Origin of the sequence: Actinobacillus seminis, assembly GCF_002263215.1 — a bacterium.
In the GTDB taxonomy this organism is placed as follows: Bacteria; Pseudomonadota; Gammaproteobacteria; order Enterobacterales; family Pasteurellaceae; genus Actinobacillus_B; species Actinobacillus_B seminis.
This window is the reverse complement of record NZ_NLFK01000001.1, coordinates 267,553-287,753: the sequence shown is the minus strand read 5'-3', so window position 1 is coordinate 287,753 and position 20,201 is coordinate 267,553. Positions and strand designations below refer to the sequence as shown.

Genomic DNA, 20,201 nt, shown 5'->3' with positions numbered 1-20,201 from the left:
TTAATATCATGTGATTATAATGATTGATGAATTAATTGGGTATTTTCATTTATCGCCGGCGGAGCTAAGTGCGGTCTATTTAAGCATTAAAGTGGGCATCGCTTCTGTTTTAGCCGGTTTGCCTTTTGCGCTACTGGCGGCATGGGTTTTAGCGAAAAAAGATTTTTTCGGTAAAGCTTTCGTTAACGGAATTATCCATTTGCCTTTGGTGTTACCGCCGGTGGTGATCGGATATTTATTATTAATCGCTATGGGGCGGAACGGGATTATCGGTAAATATCTGTTGCAATGGTTTGATTTTAGTTTTGGATTTAGTTGGTACGGTGCGGCGCTGGCTTCGGCAATTGTCGCGTTTCCGTTAGTGGTACGCGCGATTCGCTTGGCGTTAGAAAGTGTGGATGTAAAGTTGGAGCAAGCGGCAGCAACCTTGGGGGCATCTCCATGGCGAATATTTTTCACCGTTGTGTTGCCGCTTTCTTTTCCCGGCATTTTAGCCGGGGTGATTTTAGGTTTTGCCCGCTCTTTAGGTGAATTCGGATCGACGATTACCTTTGTTTCCAATATTCCTGAAGTGACACAAACCATTCCTCTTGCCATGTATTCCTTTATCGAAACGCCTGGCGCGGAAAGTGCCGTAGCACGACTTTGCTTTATTGCCATTATGATCTCATTGATTTCTTTATTATTTTCAGAATGGTTGGCAAAACGAACACGACAAAAATTAGGGCGCGTTGTTAATGTTAGAAATTAAAGTTAAAAAACAACTGGGAAAAATGGCGTTGATGGCGGATTTGCACATCCCCAATCAAGGTATTACTGCAATTTTTGGGCTTTCAGGTTCGGGTAAATCGTCGCTGCTCAATTTAGTCAGCGGTTTAATTGCGCCGGATGAAGGATTTATTCGATTAAATGACCGCACTTTAGTAGATGTGGTGCAGAACATAAGCGTACCAACCTATGGGCGCCGAGTGGGGTATGTGTTTCAAGAGGCGCGCTTGTTTCCCCATTACAATGTCAAAGGCAATTTGCGTTACGGAATGCGTAATGTCAGTACGCAAGAGTTTGATTATATAGTAGATTTATTAGGCATTGGATCTTTATTAAAACGTTACCCGATCACCTTATCCGGCGGCGAAAAACAGCGTGTGGCGATTGGGCGGGCATTATTGACGGATCCGGATATTTTATTGATGGATGAACCGTTATCCGCGTTAGATTTACCGCGTAAACGCGAGTTGTTGCGGTATTTGGAAACCTTATCTCAACAAATTGAGATTCCGATTCTTTACGTGACACATAGTTTGGACGAGTTGTTGCGCTTGGCGGAGCGTGTGGTGTTGCTGGATGATGGAAAAGTCAAAGCCTATGATGTGTTGGAGAAAATTTGGCAAAATCCGTTATTTTCTCCGTGGAAAACGGAACATGAACAAAGCGCGGTGCTGTTTTTGCCGGTGCATTTGCATCATCCGGTGTACAATATGACCGCACTTTTTCTCGGTGAACAATTATTATGGGTCAATGCAGTGGCGCAGCCGATTGGTGACAAGGTACGGGTGTGCGTGCATAGTTCCGATGTTTCTTTAGCTTTGATCATGCCGGAGAAAAGTAGCATTCGCAATATTTTACGCGGAAAAATCACAGCACTTTTTGCTTTTGATGATCGTGTGGACGTGCAATTGGAGGTATCGTCTCAACAAATTTGGGCAAGTCTAAGCAAATGGTCATGCAACGAGTTGCATTTAACCGTAGGGCAAGCGGTTTATGTGCAAATTAATGCGGTATCGGTGGTGAAATAAAAAAATTGCACTTTGGCTTTACCTCCACGAGATTTTTTTGCTATCGTCGTGACAAATTTCATTTTAATACGCTTGCCGTTTTTATCGGTTTTATGTAAAACGTAACAAGGTTGTCAGCCCTACAGAATAAATAATTTTGGAATATATTTGTTTTTTTGTGGAACGCGTTTTTATTTTCAACATCTAACTTATTGATTTATTTTGATTAAAATAATTAATCCTTTAAATTCTCAATTTCTTTGGTAAATTCATTAATGTTATCAAAGCTTAAATACACGGAAGCAAAACGAATATACGCCACTTTATCCAATTGTTTTAACTCATTCATCGCTAAACGTCCCACTAATTGGCTGGAAACTTCACGCTCACCGGTTGCCCTTAATTGATAAATAATATGGCTAATTGCTCGTTCCACATCATCAAGACTTACAGGACGTTTTTCTAAGGCGTGCTGAATGCCTTGGCGCAATTTATCTTCATCAAAAGGCTCGCGACTACCATCATTTTTAATAATTTTGGGTACGACTAATTCCGCTGTTTCAAAAGTGGTAAAACGCTCGCGGCATTTTTCACATTCACGACGACGACGCACTTGATAACCGTCAGAAACCAAACGACTGTCGATAACTTTCGTTTCTTCGGCGACACAAAACGGGCAACGCATAAGCTAAATCCTAAATAAAATGATAACCCAATAAAACTCATCGAAGTTTAGCAAAATTTACATAAATTTACGATAGTTTTATCATGCACAAAAGCATTATTTAAATCTGAGTGTTTTAGTAGGGGAAAGATTGAATATTGTTGCAGCATTTCCTGCTATAGAAGTAGGAAATTAATTTGTTTTGACATCCTCACGATTTATGATTGATTTTGGTGATTGTCTAAACGATCACCATTAAGTTGAAATGGGGGGGACACAGAATTTGGGATAGGCTCATGAATTTGCTAATTCATCAACCTTTATCATTGCTCCTCCATTTCAATCCGTTTCATAACATTTTCATTCAATTAGATAGCTATTTTACAAAATAATACTGAACAAAGTCACTGTTTTATAATCTTGTATATAAGATTATCTACTCTTTCGACTGCTATTATTTCATCTTTCATCATCTGTTTAATTTTACATCCCCAAACCACTATCACTTTAATGCCCACACTTTCAAGTTGAGTATAGTTTTTCTTATCTCTTTCAACATTTCCTTCAAGCTTATTTTTCCAAAATTCATGATTATTCTTTGGAATAGATGAGTATTTGCAGTTTTCGTGCATATGCCAGAAACATCCGTTTACGAAAATAGCCGTTTTATACTTAGGCAAATAGATATCGGGGCTTCCTGGTAAATTCTTATAATTCACCCTATATCTGAACCCCTTATGCCATAAAAGTTTTCTTAAAAAAATTTCAGGCTTTGTGTTTTTGCTTTTAACTCTTGCCATGTTTTCACTTCTGGTTATAAGCTTATTTTTCTTCATTATCTGAATCTCACCTGCAAATTAAGTTTTATAAAATCTTCTCCGTTTTCACTATATACTTCCCCGAAATCATGCCTTGATGTGGATGCTGTCTTATATTTTGTATTCTTCAGCAAATATTCTTCAAAGTATTTTCTGTTATTGGAAATCCCACGGTCGGACTGTATCCGGTATTTACGTCAATTATTTTTACTGTAATATCACTTTTATCCGTTGCAGGTGCAGAAAGCTTATAACACAAAATTTTATCCATAAAATTCTGTGTGGTTTCTACTGAAAATGCGCCTTTTTAAGCTTTACTGTTAATTTCGTTCAATAGATATTCAGATTCTGTTTCAGGCAATTCTTTAACTTTTGAGCTGTTAATATATTGATATTATTTCTTCGGCGACTTATTCTTTAATTTCACCTTTGTTTTCTTCTCTAATTATCTTAATAGGGAAGTGCACAATAGCTTCGCTTTCTAAAAAAATCTTCAATTTGATAAAAACATGGATAATGCATTCTATGCCCGCTTAAATATGATCTCATTATGATATTCTAAAAACTCTAAAGAAGGTTTAAATTTTAAAGGGCATTATAATTTTTTCACCTTCATATTTTTAAATACATCATCAATAAAATTGTTTGTATAAAAATCTTTTAACCTGCTTGAAATCATTATTTTATAATCTGTATCTATTGTGATTAATCCTCTATCAAATGCTCTATCATGAATGGAATTGAGACATATTCCGTTATGTGGATTTAATCTATTTTTTTGATCCTTAGTCCACGGCTTTATATGACTTGCTACCAAAAATTCATTAACACTGATTCCCGTTATAGCACAAGCATTATTATATGCTGATAAAACTGATGAACGAAAAAAGTTTTGATTAATTCTTGTTTTAACCAGTCTCACTTTATCTTGACTTGAATAGTCTTTTTCTTCTGGCTGAAGATAGATGTTTTCAATTGACTTATTTGAAATTTTTCAATAATTCTTTCCGCTTCATAAACAAGACTTTCCTTATCTTTATTAAATTCTTTCCATATAAATTCTTCCATTTTTGCACCATGCATTAATCCTGAAATGTTCTTCTTTTTTAATTCGGGATCAAGCCTCCCAATATTCCCGATTTTCATATTAAGTGCAGAGGGACTCCTGTCAATCATATTTGCGTATTTAATGATAATTGGATTTGTTTTACTACTGCTTGCAAAAGGGATAATACAGTATACATAAAAAGCAACAATAGTTTCTTCTCTAGTCCAAATATTATTCTTGGGGTTTTTTTTTTTTTTTTGAAACTAACTGCGTTGCGAGTTATGGAGGCGTGTCCCGGAGTCGAACCGAGCTACATGGATTTGCAATCCAGTGCATAACCGCTTTGCTAACACGCCGTTAGTTTGGAGCGGGAAACGAGGCTCGAACTCGCGACCCCGACCTTGGCAAGGTCGTGCTCTACCAACTGAGCTATTCCCGCATTCGCTGTTAGTGGCGTGCATTTTACTGACTTCTGAAAATCTGTCAACGGTTGTTTGTAAAAAATATGGTTAATTGCTGAAAAAAAATGCAGATTGTTGAAAATAGAATAAAAATTTTACTATATTTTGCACGATTACTTAAATTTTCCGCACCGGTCAAAGGAGTATTGCTTGTGATTTAGAAAATTAAACCTTGTTGACATAGGTATTACATTTCTCATCTGAGGTAAAATTCGCTATAATGGCGCACATTTTTAAATATTGGAGAAAATTCGCTCCAACTCCAATTTGACGAATAGAGGTTTTTTATGACAACGCCAGTAGTTGCTCTTGTCGGTCGCCCGAATGTGGGAAAGTCGACGTTATTCAATCGATTAACTCGCACGCGTGATGCGTTGGTGGCGGATTTTCCGGGATTGACTCGGGATCGCAAGTATGGTCAAGCCAATGTTGCCGGTTATGATTTTATTGTGATTGATACCGGTGGGATTGATGGTACGGAAGAAGGTGTTGAGGAGAAAATGGCGGAACAGTCGCTGTTAGCGATTGAGGAAGCAGATATTGTATTATTTTTGGTTGATGCGCGCGCTGGCCTCACGTCGGCAGATATTGGCATTGCCAATTATTTACGTCAACGTCAACATAAAACAACGGTGGTAGTGGCAAATAAAACCGATGGCATTGATGCTGATTCCCATTGTGCGGAATTTTACCAATTAGGATTGGGTGAGATTGCTCAAATTGCTGCGGCGCAAGGGCGTGGTGTAACCGTGTTAATGGAGCAGGTATTAGCACCATTGGCGGAAAAAATGACCCAAAGTGCGGTGGAATTTGAGGATGAACCGAAAGATGAATGGGATCAGGATTTTGATTGTGATAATGAAGAAGATACACAATTGTTAGATGAAGCCTTGGCGGAAGAACAGTTGGAAGAGGATGATAAAAATATTAAAATTGCCATTGTCGGACGTCCGAATGTGGGCAAATCGACCTTAACCAATCGTATTTTAGGCGAAGAACGCGTGGTGGTATATGACTTGCCGGGAACGACGCGCGATAGTATTTATATTCCGATGGAACGTGATGGGCAGGCTTATACAATTATTGATACCGCCGGCGTGCGTAAGCGCGGAAAAGTGCATTTAACGGTAGAAAAATTCTCTGTAATCAAAACATTACAAGCTATTCAAGATTCCAACGTGGTATTACTGACTATTGATGCGCGAGAGGGTGTGTCGGATCAAGATTTGTCGCTACTTGGATTTATTCTGAATGCGGGACGTTCTTTGGTCATTGTGGTCAATAAATGGGACGGATTGGATCAAGAGGTGAAAGCTCGGGTGAAATCCGAATTGGATCGTCGTTTGGACTTTATTGATTTTGCACGCGTGCATTTTATTTCCGCCTTGCATGGTAGCGGTGTGGGAAATTTATTTGAATCCATCCAAGAGGCTTATGCATGTGCGACGCAAAAAATGACCACCTCAATGCTCACGCGTATTTTGCAAATGGCGACTGATGAGCATCAACCACCAATGGTGAGTGGACGTCGCATTAAATTAAAATATGCCCATCCGGGCGGTTATAATCCACCGATTATCGTGATTCACGGTAATCAGATGGAACGTCTGCCGGATAGTTATAAACGCTATTTGTCTAATTATTATCGTCGCAGTTTAAAAATTATCGGTTCGCCAATTCGGATTTTATTCCAAGAGGGCAATAACCCGTTTGCCGGACGTCGCAATAAATTGACGCCAAATCAATTGCGTAAGCGTAAACGTTTAATGAAATTTATTAAAAAATCAAAAAAATAGATACAAAAGTGCGGTCTCAAAAAGAGAAATTTTTGGTCGCACTTTTTACAATTGGAGAATTTCTTTAACGAAAGGGATGGTCAATTTGCGTTGTGCTTGCAAAGAGGCTTGATCCAATTTTTGCAACGCGCTAAAAAGGGTAGTCATATCGCGATCTAGGCGTTTTAGCAAAAACATTGCGCTTTCGTCAGGAAGTTCAATGCCACGCGCGTAGGCGTTTTGTTTTAATACGGTAACCATTTGCGCTTCGCTTAACGGCGCCATTTGATAAATTTCACCCCAAGATAAACGTGAGGCAAGATCTGGCAGGCGAATCGGCAGCGAATTTGGCGATTGATCCGCACTTATCAGCAACAGGGCATTTCCCGTTTCCCGCAGGCGGTTGATTAAATCAAAAATAGCCAACTCCCATTCATCATCTCCGATGACTGCCTGTAGATCATCCAAACAAATCAGATCTTGATATTCTAAATTATCCAGAACCGCCGGTGAAAAATAGCGAGATTTGCTAAGTGGCACATATAGCGCAGGGCGTTGGCGTTGCAAAAAATAATTGATGGAACCTTTTAAAATATGACTTTTGCCACAGCCTTTTTCACCCCATAAATAAAAGATAGGTTGTTGTAATTGCTCAAAATTTTTATGTAATGAATTAAGCAATAACTGATTGTTATCCGCATAAAAATTATCAAGGGTTTCATCATCAAGTTGATGAATTGGCAATGTGAGCTGTGAATTTAACAACGAAAATATCCTGCGGTGAACAAAGTTGTGATTAGCATATACGAAAAAAACGGAGATAAGCAAGCCTATCTCTGTTTTTTGTTTAAAAATTAATCTTCTATTTGATTTTTTGCAGGGGGTAAAATTAAGTTTAGGATAATGGCGACGACGGCGCATAAACTAATGCCTTTTAAGGAAACTTCGCCAAAGTTGACGAACATTCCGCCGATCCCAAAACTCATGACCACAGAAATAATGCACAGGTTACGCGCTTCGGTGACATCAACTTTGCCGCGAATCAGTGTACTCATGCCGACTACCGCAATGGAACCGAAAACCAACATCATGATACCGCCCATCACGATCGTCGGGATGGTGGATAAGAACGCGCCGACTTTTCCGCAGAAGGAAATGGCAATCGCCCAAACCGCTGCCCAAGTCATAATGTTCGGATTAAAGTTGCGGGTTAACATTACCGCGCCGGTTACTTCTGCGTAAGTGGTATTTGGTGGACCGCCAAGTAAGGAGGCGGCTGAAGTAGCAATACCGTCACCCAATAAAGTGCGATGTAAGCCCGGTTTTTTGAGGAAATCTTTTCCGGTGACGGAGCTGATTGCCATAATACCTCCCACGTGTTCTACCGCCGGTGCGATAGCGATAGGAAGTAAATATAAAATAGCTTCCGTCTTAAATTCCGGCGTCGTGATTTTCGGTAGGCTGAACCAAGGGGCATCCAAAACCGGTTGGAAATTAATCAGTCCAAGGAATAGACATAACACATAGCCCACCACAATACCGAGCATAATCGGGATAAGTTTCATCATGCCTTTAGAGAAAACCGCTACGCATAATGTGGTCAATAGAGTAACCATCGAAACCAATACCGCATCGTTGTATTCGTAATTGCTATTTTTGCCTAACGCCATATCGACCGCGACGGGTGCAAGTCCCATCCCGATAATAATAATGACCGGACCGATTACGACCGGTGGGAAGATTTTTTGCAACACGCCGGCGCCTTTGAGTTTCACTAAGGTGCTTAACGCAAGATAGACAAACCCGGTACAAACCAAGCCACCCATAGTGACTGCAACTCCCCAAGTAGCAACGCCATACTGAATTGGCGCGATAAAAGCAAAGGAGGAAGCTAGGAAAATCGGTACTTGTTTGCCGGTACAAAGTTGGAAAAGCAATGTCCCGATACCGGCGGTGAGTAATGCGGTATTAGTATCTAAACCGGTAATTAATGGTACTAAAACGAGGGCGCCGAAGGCGACGAATAACATTTGCAAACCGACAAACGCCTGTTTTACTTTGCTTTGCACCTCAATTGGTGCAGGGATTTCAATTTTTTCTGTCATTTAAGTTTCAACTCGCTGTCTGAATTAACTTGAAAGTGCGGTCTGTTTTTGAACGAAATCGCACGGAAAAAAAGCAGCAACATTGCCGCTTTATTTTTTGGATTACTTTGTTCCAAAAATCTTGTCACCCGCATCACCTAAACCCGGGATAATGTAACCTTGATCATTTAGGTGTTGATCAATGGAGGCGGTATATAATTCGACGTCAGGATGCGCTTTTTCAAGAGCGGCAATTCCTTCCGGCGCGGCAACCAAAACTAAAATTTTAAAGTGTTGGCACCCGCGTTGTTTTAATAAATCAATGGTAGCAATCATAGAACCGCCGGTCGCCAACATTGGGTCAACCACGATAGCCAAACGTTCATCTAAATCGCTGGCTAATTTTTGGAAATAAGGTACCGGCTCCAAGGTTTCTTCGTCACGATACATCCCAACCACGCTGATGCGCGCGCTTGGAATATGTTCCAAAACACCGTCCATCATGCCAAGACCCGCACGTAAAATCGGCACAACCGTGACTTTTTTTCCTTTGATGCGATCGATCTCCACCGGTCCGCACCAACCGTCAATGATCACTTTTTCTATTTCTAAATCGGCAGTCGCTTCATAGGTCAATAAACTACCTACTTCAGTGGCTAATTCACGAAAGTGTTTGGTGCTGATGTCGGCGGCGCGCATCAAGCCCAATTTATGTTTAACTAACGGATGATTAACTTCAACAATTTTCATTTTCTGCCTCTTTATTTTTTTATTGTGTGGAAAATTTAAAAATTGCGAAATTTTAAATCACTTCCTTAAAAATTAATAGCCCTTGCGTAAAAAATTTATCTCATTACCGCTAAATTTAGGATGAATGACGTTTAAGGAAAGGCAAAGTGCGGTAAAAATAACTCTTGGATTTCTAAAGGATATTGTTGCAATAATAAGGATGAACTACGCGCAAAAAGCCCGCTTTGCGGATCTTGGCTCCATGTTAAATCCTGCCTTTTTGGCTTTTGCGGGAAAAGCCACAAGCCAATGGAGTCATTGCCAAGCGTTAACACATCGGATGCTACTTGCTCCATGGTCGATTTCGGCAATCGGGTTTGGGCAAAAATCCAAGGTTTACCATCGCCTTTAATCAACACTTCGCGTAGCCAATAGGGTTCGTTAAGTGCGGTGATTTTTGAAGAAGTTTTGGGATTATTTGGTGATGAATTTATCCAACCTTGCTGGATGACTTCCACCTCCAAGTGGCGACAAATTTGCTGTAATTTTTGCGTTAAGGAACCGTTCTCCATTAACCAAGGAAGTACCGATGCGGGAATATCCTGCTTTTGATTGTGCCAATTGGCGCAAGCAAGTGTGCGACGATAAAGGGCAATATTTTGCATAAAAAATATCCGTTATACTTAAAATCAATAAGTAAATCATTAAATTATATGTTAACTAAAAAGTAATTTTACCAAATTTATTGCCCTTAAGACTTGATTTATTATGATATGGGCATTATTCTCTGATTCCTTTTAAGGAATCCACGTTATTTTATGCAGTTTTCTACTTTCCGGAAAAAATAATCGTATGATGAAAGTAGAAGTAAAGAAAAATTATTCAGAGGTAAAACGTTTGATGGTGAGTTTTATGTTGCCTATTCGCATTATTTTATTTGCGTTACTCGGTTTTTTTGTTTGTCGTTTGGGTTTCTATATTGTCCATTATGACACGTTTCAGGCGTTAACGCTTAATGACATTCTGATGAGCTTTATCAAAGGTGTACAGTTTGATAGTGCAACAGTTATGTTGGCGTGTGTTCCCATGTTAGCGGTATTGAGTTTCCCATTTAAAATTATTCATCATACGTGGATTCGTCCGGTAGCAACTTGGTTAAGCGGCATTATTTTATTTGTCCTTTTTGCCTACTATATCGCTGATATTAGTTATTTTGGCGAGGTTCAACACCATATTGGCGCTGAAATTTTAAATTTAAGCGCAGACCAAGGCGCCATGTGGGAAATTGCTTTTAGTTCAAGATTAACCACAACCGTGATCGGGATGACATTTTTAGTGCTGGGCGCTGTCATTTGGTATCACTTTGTGCTTGTGCCGACACAGCGCGGTATTCGCCTAAGTCAGTCTGTCGCGCTGAAATGGCTCTATTGGGTTGCTTTGGTATTGCTGTATGTGATTTTATTTCGTGGCATTATTTTCAGTGGGCGCCCGATCAATATGAGTGATGCTTTTAGCGGCGGAAAATTGCAACAGGCAAATTTGGCGCTTAACCCAGCCTATGTGACCTATCGGGAAAGTCGAAATCGTTTAAATCAAGATATGCTTGAATATGTTTCAGTGCAGGAGTTAAACGAGTTTGTACAACAAAATCCAAATATTTTTCGTTGGCAAAGCCAAGTTCAGCAACCGACCGGTAAAAATATCGTGTTAATTTTACTGGAAAGTTGGAGCTATAAATATATTGACGGATTAAGCGGCGGGCATTATGGCGTGACGCCATTTATGGATAGCCTTATTTCGCGTTCTCAAGTGTGGGATAATTATTATGCGGCGGGGCAGCGTAGTATCATTGGGATTCAAGCGATTTTATCTTCTGTACCAGCGTTACAAAATCAACCCACCTTGGGTTTTGGGCTGGAATTGATAGATATGAGTCGTATTGCTGATATTGCTGATCAACACCATTATCGTACGATAATGATGCAATCTTCCGAGCGGCGTTCATTTCACATGAATGGAATTGCTCATGCGTTGGGCTTTAAAGAATACTACGGAAAAGAAGATGTACCATTATTGAAAAACTATCCGCAAGAACAACCGCGCTTCGGTTGGGATTATGATGCATTACAATTTTTTGTGCGCAAATTAAGTGAAGGACAGTCGGATAAACCGTTCTTTTCCTTTATGTTTACCGGTACAACCCACGAACCTTTTCCGAAAATCGGCGAAGAATTTGAGGTTTATCCACACGACAGCCAAGGCGAAAACGGTTTTTTGAACACCTTAAAATACAGCGATTGGGCGTTGCAACAATTTATGCAAGAAGCGGAAAAACAAGATTGGTATCGCAATACGATTTTTATTTTTTCAGCGGATCATACCTTAAATGCCAAGCCGGATGATGATTTATTGAAACGTTTCCACATTCCATTAATTATTTTTACGCCGGACGGTTCTTTAGCGCCGGGGCATAACAAAGAACTGGCGTCGCAATATGATTTATTTCCGTCCATTATGGATTTGTTAGGTTTTCAGCAACCGATTTCCACTTTCGGACGCTCTTTATTTGCCGGCGAAGCCAATCCGTTTGTAATGGTCAATCATGGCGACACCGTTGGATTAATTACCCCAACCGCTTGGATTGAATTTAATGAAAGTGGGATTTTGTTAAACTCCAAGAAACGAACAACACAGGATTTAGAGGCACTTAAACAAGCCAAACTCAAAATTCAATATGCTGATAAGCTGATAAAGTCAAACCAATGGGTTTTACATAAGTAATCATTAAAATAAGTTTTTTTTGATAAAAAAAAGATAGCCTTTTAACTTAAAAAGGAGTACGCTATTGGTTCTTGGTAATTATTCTCAATATTAAGGTTATATTATGACTGATTTAAGCAAGCTTTTTAAAAAAGCAGCACTTGCCGGTGTTGTAATTTCATTTTCCGGTATGGCTGGCGCCACAATATTGACTTCCATAAAACCACTAGGTTTTATTGCTTCTTCAATTGCTGATGGCGTAACAGATACGCAAGTATTAGTACCTGCCGGAGCTTCTCCGCATGATTACAGCTTAAAGCCTTCAGATATTCAAAAAGTGAAATCGGCTGATTTGATTTTATGGATTGGAGAAGATGTAGACGCTTTTTTGGAAAAAAATATTTCTCAAGATGTTGATTCGGCAAAAGTACTCACTATTGCTAAATTTTCTGATGTGACCGAAGATATGTTATTGAAAGGAGAACATCACCACCATCATCATGGTGACCATGACCATGACCATGACCATGACCATGACCATGACCATGACCATGACCATGACCATGACCATGACCATGACCATGACCATGACCATGACCATGACCATGACCATGACCATGACCATGACCATGACCATGACCATGACCATGGTCACGCGGGTAAACATGCTCACAATCATGAACACGAGAGCCATGACCACCATGATGCACATGGTGCATTAGAAACTAATTGGCATGTTTGGTATTCACCAAAAATTAGTCAAATTGCCGCTCATCATTTAGCGGATAAATTGACTCAACTTTATCCAAATAAAAAAGATGTGATTGCAAAAAATTTAGCGGAATTTAACCGCACTTTAGCTGAGCAAAACGAAAAAATTAATCAGCAATTAGCGCCGGTACGTGATAAAGGTTTTTATGTATTCCATGATGGTTATACTTATTTTAATTCTGCTTATAAGCTCAATCAAAAAGGTGCTTTTACTATTAATCCATTAGTAGCGCCGGGAGTAAAAACCCTAACTAAAATTAAGCAAGAAATAGATGAACATCAAGTACAATGTTTGTTTGCCGAACCGCAATTTACACCTAAAGTGGTAGAACGCTTAAGTAAGGGCACCGGAGTTAAGGTGGGGATGTTGGATCCGATGGGTGGACCGGTAGATTTAGGTAAAAACTCATATGCTAAATTTTTGCAATTTACTGCGGATAGTTACTATAACTGCTTGAAATAATCGTTTAAAGGAGCGTTATTTCTTTATATTTCGGTGAGAAATTTAAGCAAACAGCAAAAATTGTATTTTACATATTTTGTGGCTAATGAAAAAATACGGTGAACATCACCGTATTTTTGTTTTCCGAGTAAAAATATTCTTGTCGTTACATACAAATTTTTCATATTTGTTATAATTCCGCTAAATTTTATTTATTAATTAACGAAATATGATGAAAGTATTTTTTGCTACCACTGCACGTGGATTTGAAGAGTTATTAAAATCGGAATTAATCGAATTGGGTGCAGCTGACTGTAAAGTGGCGCAAGGCGGTGTTCATTTTGTTGCAAATGATGAAATTATGTACCGCACGCTATTGTGGTCACGATTAAGTTCGCGCATTTTATTGCCTCTTATTCATTGCAAAATTTACAGCGATTTGGATTTGTATTCGGCTGTAGTAGGGCATAGTTGGTTAAATGAATTTGATGAAAAAGTGACATTTTTAGTGGATTTCAACGGAACAAATCGCGAAATTCGCCATACTCAATTTGGCGCCATGCGTGTAAAAGACGGGATTGTGGATTATTTTGAACGTCAAGGCAAGACACGCCCGAATGTGGATAAAGACTATCCGGATGTGCGTATTCATGCCTATCTTAATCGTGAAGATTTGGTCATTTCTTTGGATTTAAGCGGTGAAGCGCTGCATTTGCGCGGTTATCGCGAGGATACCGGCAGTGCTCCTTTACGCGAAACTTTGGCGGCGGCAATTGTGTTGCGTTCCGGTTGGGAAAAAGGCACGCCATTGGTTGATCCGATGTGTGGCTCGGGAACATTATTAATTGAGGCGGCACAAATGGAAGCCAATATTGCGCCGCAATTGAATCGTTTGCATTGGGGGTTTGATTTTTGGAACGGGCATAACCAAGCTGCGTGGGAGGCGGTGAAAAGCGAGGCGATTGCCTTAGCAGAGGTACAGTTTCAACAGGAACCACAGGCGCATTTTTATGGTTCCGATTTGGATTATCGAGTGTTACAAAAAGCGCAAAAAAATGCCAAACATGCTGGCGTGGCGCATTTGATTAAATGGAAACAAGGTGATGTGGCGGCGTTAACTAACCCTTTCTCGGAACACAAAGGCACGGTGATTTGTAACCCGCCTTATGGTGAACGTTTAGGTACAACACCGGCGCTGATTGCCTTGTATTCCGTGTTTGGTCAGCGTTTGAAATCGCAATTTGGTGGGTGGAATGCATCTATTTTTAGTAGTGAAGAGGGCTTGCTTGATTGTTTGCGGATGCGTTCGTTCCGTCAATTTAAAGCCAAAAATGGTCCGTTAGATTGTATTCAAAAAAATTATCAAATTTCTGACCGCACTTTAAGGCAAAATGACGATAAAAGTGCGGTAGAAAATGCGCCGTTTTTTTCAAAAGAAAACGTTGTTGCAGTAGATTTTGCTAATCGTTTACAAAAAAATATCAAGAAAATTGAAAAATGGGCGACGCAGCAAGGCATTGATGCTTATCGTTTATATGATGCGGATTTGCCGGAGTATAACTTGGCGGTGGATCGTTATGGGGAGCATATTGTAGTGCAGGAATATGCGGCGCCGAAAAATATTGATGTAAATAAAGCGCGTCAACGTTTGTTGGATGCAGTGACCGCGACGCTTTCTGTTACCGGTGTGGAAACCAATAAGTTGATTTTGAAGGTACGCCAAAAGCAAAAAGGTACCAATCAATACGAAAAATTGGCAAATAAAGGAGAATATTTTTATGTGCATGAATACGGGGCAAAGTTGTGGGTAAATTTGACGGATTATTTGGATACCGGGTTATTTCTTGATCACCGTTTGACCCGTAAAATGGTGGGCGACATGGCGCAGGGCAAAGATTTTCTTAATTTATTTGCCTACACCGGTTCGGCAACGGTACATGCGGCGCTTGGTGGCGCAAAATCAACTACCACCGTTGATATGTCCAATACTTATCTCAATTGGGCGGAACAAAATTTATTGCTTAATGATATTCAAGGCAAACAACATAAATTAATTCAAGCGGATTGTTTGCAATGGCTGGAGAAATGTGATCGTCAATTTGATTTGATTTTTGTGGATCCACCGACATTTTCCAACTCTAAACGTATGGAAGACAGTTGGGATGTGCAACGTGATCATATTAAATTGTTGGGGCAGCTAAAGCGTATTTTGCAACCGGCAGGCAGGGTGGTTTTTTCCAATAACAAACGTGGATTTAAAATGGATTTTGCGGCGTTGCAAACCTTGAGGTTAAGTGCGGTGGAAATTTCAGCTAAAACCTTACCCTTAGATTTTGAGCGTAATAAACAAATTCACAATTGCTGGTTGATTACCCACACGGAAAAGTAATCTTTGTTTGTAAGAAAAAATCGAACATGAGATTCGGTTTTTTCTTTAGAGGATATGGCGATATGGTGATGTCGGAAAGTTGTGGAGCGACAATTTATACCTCCCTTTTAAGCAGGGAATGATAAATCATTCCGGCATTTTGGATATTCCAGCCAATTAGCTTAATTTTTCCGTAATAATTTGTGTGAGGCGATCCAATGGTTTAGCGCCGAATAATTTACTCAAATGTAAATCGCTCATGGGTGACTTCGATACAAATCGACGATAGTAAGTTGGCGAATTTTTACTAGGGGCTGTAGGTTATTTATTCAGCCAAAAAGGCTTGATTTAATCAATCGCCTTGAAGATTGCGATAATGTGCAAAATGTCTATTACAACAGTAAAGTATCGGCGTTGCTTTAGTGGCGAATTCTGTGTAAAGAAAGGAGTGCAGGCTTACTATTTTCTTGTTGGGTTACCGCTTCTGTATTATTTGTATTGAAGTTTTCTGCTTGATCTAATTTAATTGCCGCATAAACAGAAGAAGAACCCGCCAGCAATGCTAATGAGGTTAAGAAGAGAGATAAACCGACAGAGTTAGAAGTTACCTCTCCCCTGTATATTGTCACAGGTATTGGTGTGTTTATCCGTTTGTGAAGTGACTTTGCCGTTCGATTTTGAAAGCTCGGATACGACAACTGGCTGTCTAGTGGCTTTGCTCCAAATTACCTTAAAAATATTGTTCATATTTAAGCTCCAAGTGAAATGAAAGTAAACAAGGCGGATCATATATGATTTCTACCTTTAAGAGGAAGAGGTCTGGCGTGTAATTGTTTGTAAAGATTTGTAAATATTTTGAATTTTTCCTAAATTGAATGTACTAACCAATCATTAGAACGCTATTTTTCAACCAAAGGAGATATTATGAAATTAGTAAAATTCGTTCCGGCATTCGTTGCAACTTTAGTTTTAGCTGCTTGTTCTAACAACCAAGAAGTTGCTCAAATTCAACAAACACAAGTTGCGGTTGCACAAGCAACAGAAAATGCCACCCAACCAGTAAAAGATGTGGTGAACACGGGCAACGGCACAGCAGAGCTGAAAGTGGAAAAAATGACGGATGCAGCAAAAACTGTGGTGTACCGTTGCCAAAGCGGTAAGCAAGTGACGGCTACTTACGTATTCCAAGGTGAAGAAGCCGTAGCGGTAAATCTTGTGCTACAAAACGGCAAAACGACACAAAAAATCCCAACGTTAAATCGTGATGCCGCGAACCCGGATTTCACCTCTTTTGTGTCTAAAGACTACATTTGGAACGTTTCAACCGGTTTTACTAATGCAACGGTAACCGCCGAAACAACTGGAATGTTGACTCAATTAGGAAAAGATTCTGATGAAATTTTGGCAAAATTATGTGATGTAGACCAAAAGGCAACTGCTAAAATAAACAAATAGAATCGTTGATTCTGTGAGTGAGCGAGAGGATAATACGCCTCTCGCTTTTTTATTCTTTTTTAACATCAACAAATGACATTATTTTAGGCATTGCCTTCGGTTCTCGGGTACTCGCCAAACCGGGCGGCATTTGGAGTATCTCAGAGAAGCAAACGGTGACCGGTATTGGTTCTGCATTGATTGATACGAAAAAGATGAATGTAATAACGAAGTTCCAATATTGCTTTTCTTTAAAAATAAGGAAAAAGCGCGGTCATTTTGACCGCACTTTGTGTTTAATTAATGGATATTATACTGCAGTCTGAAAAATAACATTATCTGCTTTTTGCGTATAACGTTGAATTTGGTCGAAATTCATATAACGATAAGTGTCATCTTTATCTTCCAGCAAATCAGCAGCATAGGAGAGGTATTCTTTCGGCGTTGGTAATTTACCCAACAAGGCAGAAACCGCTGCTAATTCCGCTGATGCCAAATACACATTGGCACCTTGACCTAAACGGTTCGGGAAGTTGCGGGTTGAAGTGGAAACCACGGTTGCACCGTTGGCAACGCGCGCTTGGTTACCCATACAGAGCGAACAACCCGGAATTTCAATACGTGCACCGCTTTTACCGTAAATACTGTAATACCCTTCTTCAGTTAACAGCGCTGCATCCATTTTTGTTGGCGGTGCAATCCAAAGGCGAGTTGGGATCATGTCTTTAAATTTACCCAACAGTTTACCCGCCGCACGGAAATGTCCGATATTAGTCATACAAGAACCGATAAAGACTTCATCAATTTTATCCCCTTGTACTTCGGATAATAACCGTGCATCATCCGGATCATTTGGTGCACATAAAATCGGCTCTTTGATTTCGTTCATGTCGATTTCGATCACTGCAGCGTACTCGGCGTCTTTATCAGCTTCTAACAATTGCGGGTTATCCAACCATTGTTGCATTCCTCTGATACGACGTTCAAGTGTACGCGTATCGCCATAACCTTCAGCGATCATATATTTTAACAACACGATATTGGAATTGAGGTATTCGATAATGGGTTCTTTATCCAATTTGATGGTACAAGCCGCGGCGGAACGTTCTGCAGACGCATCAGATAATTCAAAGGCTTGTTCTACTTTGAGATGTTCCAATCCTTCGATTTCTAAAATGCGACCAGAGAAAATATTTTTCTTACCTTTTTTCTCCACGGTGAGCAAGCCTTGTTGAATGGCATAATACGGGATAGCATGCACCAAATCACGTAGCGTAATTCCCGGTTGCATTTCTCCTTTAAAGCGCACTAATACCGATTCCGGCATATCCAGTGGCATAACACCGGTCGCCGCGGCAAAGGCAACCAAGCCGGAACCGGCAGGGAAAGAGATCCCGATTGGGAAACGAGTATGAGAATCACCGCCGGTTCCCACGGTATCCGGTAGCAACATCCGGTTTAACCAAGAGTGGATAACGCCATCTCCCGGACGTAATGAAATTCCGCCACGGTTCATAATAAAATCAGGCAAGGTATGATGTGTCGTGACATCCACCGGTTTTGGATAGGCGGCGGTGTGGCAGAATGATTGCATCACAAGATCAGAGGAGAAGCCTAAACATGCCAAATCTTTTAATTCATCACGCGTCATTGGACCGGTTGTATCTTGCGAGCCGACAGATGTCATGCGCGGTTCGCAATATTGACCCGGACGAATACCTTCAACGCCGCAAGCGCGTCCAACCATTTTTTGGGCTAGCGTAAAGCCTTTGTTGCTGGTGGTGGTGCTTTGCGGTTTAGCAAATATATCGCTTTCCGGCAAGCCGAGTTCAACACGTGCTTTATGCGTTAAGCCACGTCCGATAATGAGCGGAATACGACCACCGGCGCGGACTTCATCGAGCAACACATGGGTTTTTAATTGAAATTCAGCAAGTACTTCGTCGGTTCCATGTTTGCAAATTTTATTTTGATACGGATAGATATCAATAACATCACCCATATTCAAATTGCTGACGTCCACTTCAATTGGCAATGAACCCGCATCTTCTAAAGTATTAAAGAAAATCGGGGCAATTTTACCGCCTAAGACGACGCCACCGGCACGTTTATTCGGAATAAATGGAATATCTTCGCCCATAAACCACAATACGGAGTTAGTGGCGGATTTACGGGATGAACCGGTACCAACCACATCACCAACATAGGCAAGGGGGAAGCCTTTTGCTTTAAGCGCCTCAAGCTGTTTAATCGGACCGACATTGCCGACATCATCCGGCTGAATGCCGTCACGGGCATTTTTTAACATTGCCAAGGCGTGTAACGGAATATCCGGGCGCGACCAAGCATCTTGCGCCGGAGATAAATCGTCCGTATTGGTTTCTCCGGTGACTTTAAATACGGTGACGGTTAATTTTTCTGCCAATTTCGGGCGAGACAAGAACCATTGTGCATCTGCCCAAGATTGTAATACTTGTTTGGCATAAACATTGCCTGCTTTGGCGCGTTCTGCAACATCATGGAAATTATCGAACATTAATAGGGTAGAGGAGAGGGCTTCGGCGGCAATTTTGGCAAGTTTTTCATTATCAAGTGCGGTCAATAATGGTTCAATATTGTATCCACCTTGCATTGTGCCTAATAATTTGACCGCACTTTCTGCGGAAATGAGCGGAGAATGCGCATCGCCTTTTACTACCGCGGAGAGGAATGAGGCTTTGACATAAGCGGCTTCATCAACGCCGGCAGGAATACGATGGGTAAATAAGTCTAATAAATAATCTTGTTTATCTGCTGGGGGATTTTTAAGTAATTCCACCAAATCGGCGGTTTGTTGTGCATCCAAAGGTTTAGGTACAACACCTTGAGCAGCCCGTTCATCTACATGTTTTTGATAGCCTTGTAAGAAATTAGACATAATATCACCTCGTTAGGATAAATTATTGGATTATAAGTAGAGTGCGCTTTGTAAAAAAGAGCGGTGCTTTTTGTTGTAAAAATGTTAAACCATCATAATACGGAATATCGTTGGCGACAACAAAAAAATCAAGCTTTAAAAATAAGGCAACTATT

19 protein-coding genes, 2 tRNA genes and 1 pseudogene are annotated in these 20,201 nt (G+C 40.3%); 7 read left to right on the top strand and 15 right to left on the bottom strand.

Translation table 11 applies throughout. The annotated features are described in order from the left end of the window. Positions 1-19 precede the first annotated feature (19 nt). Together modB and modC are read left to right on the top strand one after the other, a co-directional pair. A complete protein-coding gene (gene modB / locus CFY87_RS01425) occupies positions 20-751 on the top strand; it encodes a molybdate ABC transporter permease subunit (protein ID WP_094945523.1) in 732 nt (243 codons plus the stop codon). Continuing rightward, on the top strand, positions 738-1,796 hold the full coding sequence (gene modC, locus CFY87_RS01420; protein ID WP_094945522.1) for a molybdenum ABC transporter ATP-binding protein ModC: 1,059 nt from the start codon (positions 738-740) through the stop codon (positions 1,794-1,796). The genes modB and modC overlap by 14 nt, the downstream gene beginning before the upstream one ends. Positions 1,797-2,010: 214 nt before the next feature. Here modC and nrdR read toward each other — a convergent pair whose 3' ends face one another. The 8 genes and pseudogenes from nrdR to CFY87_RS01390 all read right to left on the bottom strand — a co-directional run bounded on the left by nrdR (position 2,011) and on the right by CFY87_RS01390 (position 4,744). Further along, entirely contained in the window at positions 2,011-2,460 is a 450-nt protein-coding gene (gene nrdR, locus CFY87_RS01415) for a transcriptional regulator NrdR (RefSeq protein ID WP_094945521.1), read from the bottom strand. 383 nt (positions 2,461-2,843) lie between these two features. Then, on the bottom strand, positions 2,844-3,275 hold the full coding sequence (locus tag CFY87_RS01410; protein WP_094945520.1) for a very short patch repair endonuclease: 432 nt from the start codon (positions 3,273-3,275) through the stop codon (positions 2,844-2,846). Further along, positions 3,275-3,424, bottom strand: a complete 150-nt coding sequence (locus CFY87_RS11865; RefSeq protein WP_272896432.1) for an HpaII family restriction endonuclease — start codon at positions 3,422-3,424, stop codon at positions 3,275-3,277. Before CFY87_RS11865 ends, CFY87_RS01410 begins: the two co-directional genes overlap by 1 nt. Next, positions 3,385-3,552, bottom strand: a pseudogene (locus CFY87_RS12610) (HpaII family restriction endonuclease); the annotation flags it as partial. The pseudogene CFY87_RS12610 and the gene CFY87_RS11865, both read right to left, overlap by 40 nt. Before the next feature lie 300 nt (positions 3,553-3,852). Continuing rightward, entirely contained in the window at positions 3,853-4,179 is a 327-nt protein-coding gene (locus tag CFY87_RS12605) for an HNH endonuclease (protein WP_201793226.1), read from the bottom strand. Next, positions 4,176-4,403, bottom strand: coding sequence for a hypothetical protein (locus CFY87_RS11850; protein WP_201793225.1), 228 nt, complete (start codon positions 4,401-4,403; stop codon positions 4,176-4,178). The genes CFY87_RS12605 and CFY87_RS11850 overlap by 4 nt, the downstream gene beginning before the upstream one ends. Before the next feature lie 184 nt (positions 4,404-4,587). Next, a tRNA-Cys gene (locus CFY87_RS01395) sits at positions 4,588-4,661 on the bottom strand. Positions 4,662-4,668: 7 nt separating this feature from the next. Beyond that, a tRNA-Gly gene (locus CFY87_RS01390) sits at positions 4,669-4,744 on the bottom strand. Positions 4,745-5,053: 309 nt separating this feature from the next. Here CFY87_RS01390 and der point away from each other — a divergent pair. Then, complete coding sequence (gene der, locus CFY87_RS01385; RefSeq protein ID WP_094945519.1) at positions 5,054-6,562, top strand: ribosome biogenesis GTPase Der; 1,509 nt, start codon at positions 5,054-5,056, stop codon at positions 6,560-6,562. A 45-nt stretch (positions 6,563-6,607) separates the two neighbouring features. Here der and hda read toward each other — a convergent pair whose 3' ends face one another. The 4 genes from hda to CFY87_RS01365 form a co-directional block, all read right to left on the bottom strand. Then, a complete protein-coding gene (hda, locus tag CFY87_RS01380; RefSeq protein WP_236757314.1) occupies positions 6,608-7,306 on the bottom strand; it encodes a DnaA inactivator Hda in 699 nt (232 codons plus the stop codon). An 89-nt stretch (positions 7,307-7,395) separates the two neighbouring features. After that, positions 7,396-8,646 (bottom strand): nucleobase:cation symporter-2 family protein, encoded by a 1,251-nt coding sequence (locus CFY87_RS01375; RefSeq protein ID WP_094945517.1) that lies wholly within the window; start codon positions 8,644-8,646, stop codon positions 7,396-7,398. 102 nt (positions 8,647-8,748) lie between these two features. Continuing rightward, positions 8,749-9,375: a uracil phosphoribosyltransferase gene (upp, locus tag CFY87_RS01370; protein ID WP_094945516.1), complete on the bottom strand. Its 627-nt coding sequence runs from the start codon at positions 9,373-9,375 to the stop codon at positions 8,749-8,751. Between the two features lie 131 nt (positions 9,376-9,506). Further along, positions 9,507-10,019: a chorismate--pyruvate lyase family protein gene (locus tag CFY87_RS01365; protein ID WP_094945515.1), complete on the bottom strand. Its 513-nt coding sequence runs from the start codon at positions 10,017-10,019 to the stop codon at positions 9,507-9,509. A gap of 187 nt (positions 10,020-10,206) precedes the next feature. Here CFY87_RS01365 and CFY87_RS01360 point away from each other — a divergent pair, with 187 nt between their 5' ends. The 3 genes from CFY87_RS01360 to rlmKL all read left to right on the top strand — a co-directional run bounded on the left by CFY87_RS01360 (position 10,207) and on the right by rlmKL (position 15,716). Further along, positions 10,207-12,135 (top strand): LTA synthase family protein, encoded by a 1,929-nt coding sequence (locus CFY87_RS01360; protein ID WP_094945514.1) that lies wholly within the window; start codon positions 10,207-10,209, stop codon positions 12,133-12,135. Positions 12,136-12,238: 103 nt separating this feature from the next. Then, entirely contained in the window at positions 12,239-13,348 is a 1,110-nt protein-coding gene (gene znuA, locus CFY87_RS01355; protein ID WP_094945513.1) for a zinc ABC transporter substrate-binding protein ZnuA, read from the top strand. Between the two features lie 211 nt (positions 13,349-13,559). Then, the gene (gene rlmKL, locus CFY87_RS01350; protein ID WP_094945512.1) at positions 13,560-15,716 is read left to right on the top strand and encodes a bifunctional 23S rRNA (guanine(2069)-N(7))-methyltransferase RlmK/23S rRNA (guanine(2445)-N(2))-methyltransferase RlmL; all 2,157 of its coding nucleotides are present in this window, start codon (positions 13,560-13,562) and stop codon (positions 15,714-15,716) included. Positions 15,717-16,114: 398 nt separating this feature from the next. Here rlmKL and CFY87_RS11430 read toward each other — a convergent pair whose 3' ends face one another. Both CFY87_RS11430 and CFY87_RS12600 read right to left on the bottom strand, forming a co-directional pair. Then, positions 16,115-16,324, bottom strand: coding sequence for a hypothetical protein (locus tag CFY87_RS11430; protein WP_143226154.1), 210 nt, complete (start codon positions 16,322-16,324; stop codon positions 16,115-16,117). Continuing rightward, positions 16,293-16,442, bottom strand: a complete 150-nt coding sequence (locus CFY87_RS12600; RefSeq protein ID WP_158216596.1) for an ESPR domain-containing protein — start codon at positions 16,440-16,442, stop codon at positions 16,293-16,295. Before CFY87_RS12600 ends, CFY87_RS11430 begins: the two co-directional genes overlap by 32 nt. 177 nt (positions 16,443-16,619) lie before the next feature. Here CFY87_RS12600 and CFY87_RS01340 point away from each other — a divergent pair, with 177 nt between their 5' ends. Next, positions 16,620-17,150 (top strand): hypothetical protein, encoded by a 531-nt coding sequence (locus tag CFY87_RS01340; protein WP_094945510.1) that lies wholly within the window; start codon positions 16,620-16,622, stop codon positions 17,148-17,150. Between the two features lie 289 nt (positions 17,151-17,439). On the opposite strand, the gene acnB is transcribed toward CFY87_RS01340, so the two are convergent. Further along, on the bottom strand, positions 17,440-20,046 hold the full coding sequence (gene acnB, locus CFY87_RS01335) for a bifunctional aconitate hydratase 2/2-methylisocitrate dehydratase (RefSeq protein ID WP_094945509.1): 2,607 nt from the start codon (positions 20,044-20,046) through the stop codon (positions 17,440-17,442). Positions 20,047-20,201: the final 155 nt, after the last annotated feature.